Annotated in this window: 2 protein-coding genes and 1 pseudogene; 1 reads left to right on the top strand and 2 read right to left on the bottom strand. The window is 53.2% G+C overall.

Features of this window, described 5'->3' with window-relative positions:
* A pseudogene (locus tag NW843_RS07545) lies at window positions 1–491 on the top strand (serine/threonine protein kinase); the annotation flags it as partial.
* On the opposite strand, the gene NW843_RS07540 reads toward NW843_RS07545, so the two are convergent.
* Both NW843_RS07540 and NW843_RS07535 read right to left on the bottom strand, forming a co-directional pair.
* Entirely contained in the window at window positions 488–994 is a 507-nt protein-coding gene (locus NW843_RS07540; protein ID WP_414522568.1) for a hypothetical protein, read from the bottom strand. The pseudogene NW843_RS07545 and the gene NW843_RS07540 sit on opposite strands and share 4 nt — an antisense overlap.
* 448 nt (window positions 995–1,442) lie before the next feature.
* The gene (locus tag NW843_RS07535) at window positions 1,443–3,416 is read right to left on the bottom strand and encodes a tetratricopeptide repeat protein (RefSeq protein ID WP_414522567.1); all 1,974 of its coding nucleotides are present in this window, start codon (window positions 3,414–3,416) and stop codon (window positions 1,443–1,445) included.
* Window positions 3,417–3,755: the final 339 nt, after the last annotated feature.

The following is a 3,755-nucleotide window of genomic DNA, read 5'->3' as shown; positions in this document are numbered from 1 at the left end:
GACCGACACCCACCCCGACTCCAGCACCAACACCCACTCCGACACCGACGCTCACCCCTATCCCCCGGTTCACCCCACTTGTCCCCCGCACTCCTACCCCCACCCCAACTCCATCCCCCACTCCCACTGCCACACCTGCCCCGGCAACGCCAACACCTGCGGCAGAGCTGGCCCTCAGCGGCGAGTGGCTTTACGAGGGAGGATCTTTTATCTGGCAGGGATCCCTGTGCAAGGTCAATGTTGCGGCTGGCGTCCAGGAAACCGTCTCCATTCGTCAGGAGGGCAACCAGATCAGCGTTTCCTCCCCCAGCTTTTCTGAGCGCAGCGGCCAGCTTATCGGCAGCCAACTTTCTGTCAGCGGTAAGGCAGCGGGTAGTGGCACCCCAACCGTTGCTTGGAGTGGCACGGTCAGCCCTGACGGGCGCGTGATTCGCGGCAGAGCCACCTGTGGCAGCGCTGACTTTGCCATCAAGCTCACCCGCCAGAGCTAGAGGCCGACACCCCCCCCTCGGTCTCCGCCGCCGCCGTCTTCCCTATCGTCCGGTTTCTGTTGCCGTTGAGGCGGTGGAGGAGGAGCAGCAAAGCTTTCGCTCACAACTTCGATGGTGTAAGGGCCTCGCCCAGGGCTGCCCGGCCCAGCGGCTGGAGAGGCATTTTGCGCCCAGTAGCTTTGCACCTGGAGCAAGTAGCAGCGGTCTTGCCGCACGGGGATGGTTAGCTGAGAGGTGGTAAAGTTGCCAGGGGCAGCATCATCATTTACAAAAACGTCAGGATCGAATCTCCGGTTGCTGTCAAAGCTGCCGATGGCCAACAGCGGATCAAAAACCTGGCTGGTCAGCCGGATCGTAACCCCCGTAACGTTGGCTGCAGAGGGAAAGTAAAGAAACCCATCTGAATAAAAGGTAAACGTGCCGGGAGGGGGTGGGAATTCCCGGGCATTTCGAAAATTGCCCTCCTCATCAAAATAAAACTCCAAAAGGCTATTCGGCCCCAAGGTTCCACTGCGCCTATCCCCCTGTCGGCGCAGACCAATCGATGCAAAAAGGCCTGGACTGAAGGCTTGTTCACAGACATTCACCAGAGGCGGTATTGTACTCCCTCCACTTCCTCCACAGCCTGCCAAAACCGCAGCTGAGGCCAAAAGGCCCAAGAAAACCCTCTGCAGGGATCCCTGCGGAGCTCTAGAAGCATTCGATGCTGGCCCTGGCATAAGCACTCCTCCGGACACCGGATGTCAATGTTCCTCTAGATTACGATGCTCTGAGCAATTCTCAGCAAAATGCAGATCACTGACAGGATTTTCCCACGTTTAGGCTTGCACCGGCCTGGGGGGGCTGTTCCGCTGTTGACCTCGAGAAGGGAGCTTCAAGGGCGTAGTGGGGCCGTTGAGCCAATTTTGTCCTCAGGAAGGGATCCAGAGCAAAACCCTTTTTCGCAGTGGGCTAACCACTACTGGCGTCGGGCTTCTTGGTGAGGGTGAGAAAGAAATGAGCTAGGGCTGCCACACATTCTCGATCTTCGAAGAGTAGGTGGCATCGCTGCCGAACCTCCTCAGCCATGTGGTAGCGAAACTCAGAATCGGATCCCAGTTTTACGGCCAAATCCTCATAGCTTTTCAGATCCGAGGCAATTAAGCTGTCCAGCTCCATTCTTTTGAGAATGGCATAGGTATGCCGCCCCCGCATCAGCTTTCCAGGGCAAGTGATCACAGGCAATCCGACCGCAACGGCCTCTAAGGTGGTGATCCCACCTGACCAGCCATAGGAATCTAACATAAGATCGGCACAGCGGTTGAGATCCAAGTAGTCTTGATAATCCAATCCGGGCAGGATCAGGCAGTGGTCTTCTACATTGAGGCCATACAAAGAAAAAGCCCGGGTGAGCCGTTCCCGAAATTGTCGGGCAATAGCAGCATTGGGCAGAGCCAAGAAGACAAACTGAGCGTTGGGCACTCGCTGAGCAATAGCGGCAAAAAGATAGTCATATTGGGGCAGATATTTACCCAAGTATTGACAAGCTAGGTAAACCACTGCGTTTCTGCGCAGGCCGAAATCCTCACGATAGCGCTTTTGCTGAGGCAAAACCGGCTTTTCGAAGCAAGTGCCCAAATGAGGTAAACGAATCAGGGTTTCACTATAATGTTCTTGAGCATCCTCTGGCTCCATTAAATCGCTGGAGAGGAAATAGTCAATCGTAGAAAGTCCAGAAGTTACAGGATGAGCCCAAGTGGAGCACTGTATCGGTGCCAGTCGCAGGGAAGCCAGTTGCAGAATAAGAGGTGAAAGGCCGATCTCCAAATACACCAAAATATCTAGCTGATCCTGCAGGATTTGTCGGGCTGCATCCTCGAGGCTGCTGGGAATGTGTCGAAACACATCGGCATATTGACGATACCGGTCTGTCATGAAATCGGTTCTGGGATCCAAGTGATAGGCGAAGACTTGAAACTTTCGCTCCGAGTTAGCCTGTCCATCAATCCAATTAGCATTTAGGTACTTAACCCAACCCAGAGATAAGCGGCTGTAAGAGCAAGCTCGCATGGAAGCTGAGGCAAACCCAACTCGGAGGGGATCCCCTGGTTGGGATTGGCAAGGAAGATATCTCCAATCGGGATAACAGGCGTTGACTATGCGTTGAACAAACTGGGCATATTTTTTCTGCAAATCCAGGTCGTTGTAGCCTTGGTACTGTAGGTAGTGATTGGTTCCCAGTCCTGACCCCCACAGCGCTCTGCGACGTTGCTCCTCCGTTTTTAGGGGAGTTTCCTCAGTAAGACGATCCAGGTGCTCAACAAAGCGAGCACGAAAGGAGTTGAGCTCTTCCTCACTCTGATAGACTGCCGGCAAGTAGAGATGATAAAACCAACGAGCCTGTTCTAACTGGGGATCCAAAGCCAATGCTTTCTCCAGGTGATCCAAGGCAATAGCGTGTTCTCGTTGATCTCGGTAGGCGATAGCCAGATTCAGATGCACCTCTTCCAAAGGGATCCCTGCTGCTCGATCCGAGTTTACCAACAGGGAATTGAGCAGGGGGATCGCCTCTTCGCAGCGACGTAAGTCAACGAGGATCTTGCCAGCTTGAAAGGCGGAAAGAGTGGCATCGGGATTGAGGTTTAAGCTCTGCTGGTAGCAGGATAAGGCTTTCTCCCATTGGCCCGAAGACTCGTAGACCACGCCTAAGTTGTGATGATAAAGAGCTACGCAAGGATTTAACTCAATAGCCTCGGCAATTAGCGCAGCTGCCCATTCCAAATCCCCCTTGGTCTGGGCAACCGTTCCCAGCAGGTGCAAAGCGTCGGCTTGCTCAGGAAACTCCGCCAAGATCTCGGAGTAAATGGCTTCTGCTTGTCGCAAATCTCCTGCTTGCTGGGCTTGGATCCCGGCTAGAAGTTTGTTTGTAAGTATCCAGTCTGACATCTACTACAAGATGGCTAGAAATTCTCCTGACTTGTCTGCCCAGTATAGTTTTTTCCAGTTATAGTCAGTTCAGTTGGGGATAAGATGACTTTACAGGCAAGATAACATGCAGGTAGACCTAAAGAGGAAGCTTAGATCTGAGAGAGAGTCGTATTTGTTCCGCTCCGTGGCTCATTTTTTTACTTTGTTCAGCTACTTTACCTAAACGTAAGCTCTGCTCAGGTAACAGAGACAGCCGTAGTTACCTTGAGAAATCTCCCCCTGCCAGAGGAGATGAGAGGGATCCAACATCTGGTCAATCTGCTTGCGGTCTTGCTCAGAAGTAAACTCCACGTAAAT

This window comes from Synechococcus sp. R5-12 (genome assembly GCF_047502655.1).
GTDB lineage: Bacteria > Cyanobacteriota > Cyanobacteriia > Thermostichales > Thermostichaceae > Thermostichus.
The sequence above is the reverse complement of the archived record's forward strand: the minus strand, read 5'-3'. Positions and strand labels throughout refer to the sequence as shown.

Bases quoted from the DNA above. Each gene is read 5' to 3' on its own strand.
- NW843_RS07535 (WP_414522567.1), bottom strand. From the start codon at position 3,416: ATGTCAGACTGGATACTTACAAACAAACTTCTAGCCGGGATCCAAGCC.